We start from the raw sequence: 3,272 nt of genomic DNA on the forward strand, positions 1-3,272 counted from the left end.
TGAGCAGGTGCAGGCGATCGTGCGCGCCTGCCGCGCGCACCGCGTGCCGCTGGTAGCGCGCGGCGCCGGCACCGGCACCGCCGGCGCCGCGGTACCGTTCGCCGGCGGCGTGGTGCTGTCGTTCGCGCGCATGAACCGCATCCTGCAGCTGCGCCCGGCCGACCGCTGCGCGGTGGTCGAACCCGGCGTGCTCAACGGCGACCTGCAGCAGGCCCTGGCGCCGCACGGGCTGTTCTGGCCGCCGGATCCTTCCAGCGCGGAGATCTGCAGCGTCGGCGGCAACCTGTCGACCAATGCCGGCGGGCCACGCGCGGTGAAGTACGGCGCCACCCGCGACAACGTGCTCGGCCTGGTCGCGGTGACCGGCAGCGGCGAGCTGATCCGCTGCGGCGGCGCCTACACCAAGGACGCCACCGGCTACGACCTGACCCATCTGCTGGTCGGCAGCGAAGGCACCCTGGCGCTGATCGTGGAAGCGACGCTGAAGCTGTCGCCGCGGCCGCTGGCGCAGGCCGGCCTGCGCGCGCTGTACCGCGACGCCGCCACCGCCGCGGCGGCGGTGTCGCGGCTGATGGCGCAGCCGAGCACGCCGACCATGCTCGAGTTCATGGACCGCAGCGCGATCGCGCTGCTGCGCCGCAACGGCAGCGACGTAGCCGAGGCCGGCGCGATGCTGCTGATCGAGGCCGACGGCGACCACGACACCCTGCCCTACACGCTGCAGGCGCTGGGCGCCGCCGCCGAAGGCGACGGCCTGCTGGCGCTGGACGTAGCCGCCGACGGCAGCGCGCGCGACCGTCTGTGGGCCGCGCGCCGCGCGCTGTCGCCGGCGTTGCGCACGATCCGCCCGGGCAAGATCAACGAGGACGTGGTGGTGCCGGTGTCGCGCATCCCTGAGCTGGTGGCCGGCGTGGAAGCGCTGGCCGCCGAGTTCGACCTGCCGATCGTGGCCTTCGGCCATGCCGGCAACGGCAACCTGCACGTCAACATCATGTACGCGCCCGACGACGCCGCCGAAACCGCACGCGCACAGGCCGCCCTGCCGCGGCTGTTCGCGCTGGTGCTGTCGCTGGAAGGCACGCTGTCCGGCGAACACGGCATCGGCGTGGCCAAGCGCGACTACATGGACCAGGCCTTCAATGCCGCGACCCTTGACGCGATGCGCGCGATCAAGCGGGCGCTGGATCCGGATGGGATCCTCAATCCGGGGAAGGTGTTGCCGGGGTGTTGAGGGGACTCGGGACTCGGGATTTTCCGCGAGTGCGGAGTATTTGCGATTGCACTGTGGGAGGGACTTCAGTCCCTCCCACAAAATCGGATGGATCGCCGCTTCGGCAAGGCCGGCTTTTCTTTAAGAACTCACCACTTTGTTATCGAATCGCTCGACGGTGATTTGGCTCCGGACATCATTCTGCAGTCCCGAGTCCCGACGAAAGCTCCCTGCAACATCAGGCAGGAGCACGCCACGTTAGCCATGGCACTGCACGCCGATGAAGCGCAGCCCCACGCCCGGCTCGGTGGCGATATAACGCGGGGCCACCGCGCTGTCGCCGAGTTTCTGCCGCAGCTTGCCGACCAGGATGCGCAGGTAGTGGGTGTCGTCCTGGTGGGTGGGGCCCCATAGTTCGCGCAGCAGTTGCGGTTGCGTCACCACGCGGCCGCTGTGCCGCAGCAGCAGGGCGAGCAGCGCGTACTCCTTGCGACTGAGCGGCAGCGCTTCGCCGTCCAGGCGCACTTCGCGCAGGCCCAGGTGGATGTGCAGGTGGCCGTCGTCGAATACCGGCTCGGCCTCGCCGGCCACCGGCTGCATGCGCAGCAGCACGCGGATACGCGCCATCAGTTCCTGCACGCCGAACGGCTTGGTCACATAGTCGTTGGCGCCGGCGTCCAGCGCCTGCACCTTTTCGTCCTCGCCGGCGCGCACGGTGAGCATGATCACCGGCACCGACGACCATTGCCGCAATTCGCGCAGCACGCTGTGCCCGTCCTGGTCGGGCAGGCCGATGTCCAGCACCACCAGTTCGGCGCCGTGCGCGGCCAGTTGCGCCAGGCCCGCGGCGCCGGTGTCGGCCTGCAGCACGCGGTAGCCCTGCGCGCGCAGGCTGATGTCGAGGAAACGGCGGATCTGCGGCTCGTCGTCGATGACCAGCACGCGCGGCGGCGGAATCGGATCGGCGTGGGACTCAGTCGGCATCGGGGCGGGACGGCGGCGCGGCGGGTTCGATGAGCGGCAGGGTAATGCGGATCGTGGTGCCGCGGCCATCGGGGCCCGGCAATGCCTCGACGCTGCCACCGTGCGCGCCGATCATGCCCTGGCAGATGGTCAGGCCCAGGCCGGTGCCATGGCGGCCGCGGTCGCCGCGCTCGACGCTGTAGAACATGTCGAAGATGCGCGCGCGCTCGTCCTCGGGAATGCCCGGGCCGCGGTCGCTGATGTCGATGCGCAGGCGGCCCTCGACCATGCCCGCGGCCACCCGGATCGCCGCATCCGTCGGCGAGAACTTGGCCGCGTTCTCCAGCACGTTGAAGATTGCCTGCTCGACCAGCGCCGGGTGCACCCACAGCGTCGGCAGCTCGGCGGACAGGGCGATGTCCAGCCGCACCTGCGGCTGGTAGCGCTGCAGGCGCCGCGCGGCCGAGCCGATCAGTTCGTCCACGCCGATCCAGTCGCGGTTCAATGTCAGCCCGGTGTGACCGAGCCGGGTCATGTCCAGCAGGTTCTGGATGTAGCGGTCCAGGCGCTCGCCTTCCAGTTGGATCGTCTCGAGCAGGCTGCGGCGGTCCTCCGCGTCCATTGCCTTGCCGTAGCTGGACAGGCTGCTGGCCGCGCCGATCATCGCCGCCAGCGGCGAGCGCAGGTCGTGCGAGACCGAGGACAGCAGGGCCGAACGCAGCCGCTCGGTCTCGCCGCTGACCCGCGCGCTCTCCAGGTCGGCGACCAGCCGCGTACGCAGCGCGGCCTGGCCGATGTCCTCGACCATCGCCTCGGCCAGGCGCTGCTGCTCCAGGCCCGGGCGCTGCACGCCGGCGCCGAAGCGCAAGCCGACCACGCCGATGGTGCCGCGCTCGTGGCGCACCGGCAGGAACCACCAGCTCGCGCCGGCCAGCGTATCGGTGAAGCGACCGGTGGCCTGGCCGTGGCGCTGTGCCCAGTCGGCGGCGCTGCGGTCCACCGCGGCCATCGTCGGCGCGTAGTCGTCGGCGCCGTCATGCGCGCGCTCCAGCGGCTGCAGGCGCAGCCAGGCCTCGGCGTCGAGCGTGCCGGCGAGCGA

Annotated in this window: 3 protein-coding genes; 1 reads left to right on the top strand and 2 read right to left on the bottom strand. The window is 71.2% G+C overall.

Features of this window, described 5'->3' with window-relative positions:
• Window positions 1-1,231, top strand: a 1,231-nt coding sequence (locus tag D588_RS0112375) for an FAD-linked oxidase C-terminal domain-containing protein (protein ID WP_017916214.1), incomplete at its 5' end; no start/stop codon positions are given.
• 237 nt (window positions 1,232-1,468) lie between these two features.
• On the opposite strand, the gene D588_RS0112380 is transcribed toward D588_RS0112375, so the two are convergent.
• Window positions 1,469-2,194 (bottom strand): response regulator, encoded by a 726-nt coding sequence (locus tag D588_RS0112380; protein WP_017911970.1) that lies wholly within the window; start codon window positions 2,192-2,194, stop codon window positions 1,469-1,471.
• The coding region (locus D588_RS0112385; RefSeq protein WP_017916215.1) for an ATP-binding protein at window positions 2,184-3,272 on the bottom strand (1,089 nt) is incomplete at its 5' end. The genes D588_RS0112385 and D588_RS0112380, both read right to left, overlap by 11 nt.

This window comes from Xanthomonas sp. SHU 308 (genome assembly GCF_000364645.1).
Classification (GTDB): Bacteria; Pseudomonadota; Gammaproteobacteria; order Xanthomonadales; family Xanthomonadaceae; genus Xanthomonas_A; species Xanthomonas_A sontii.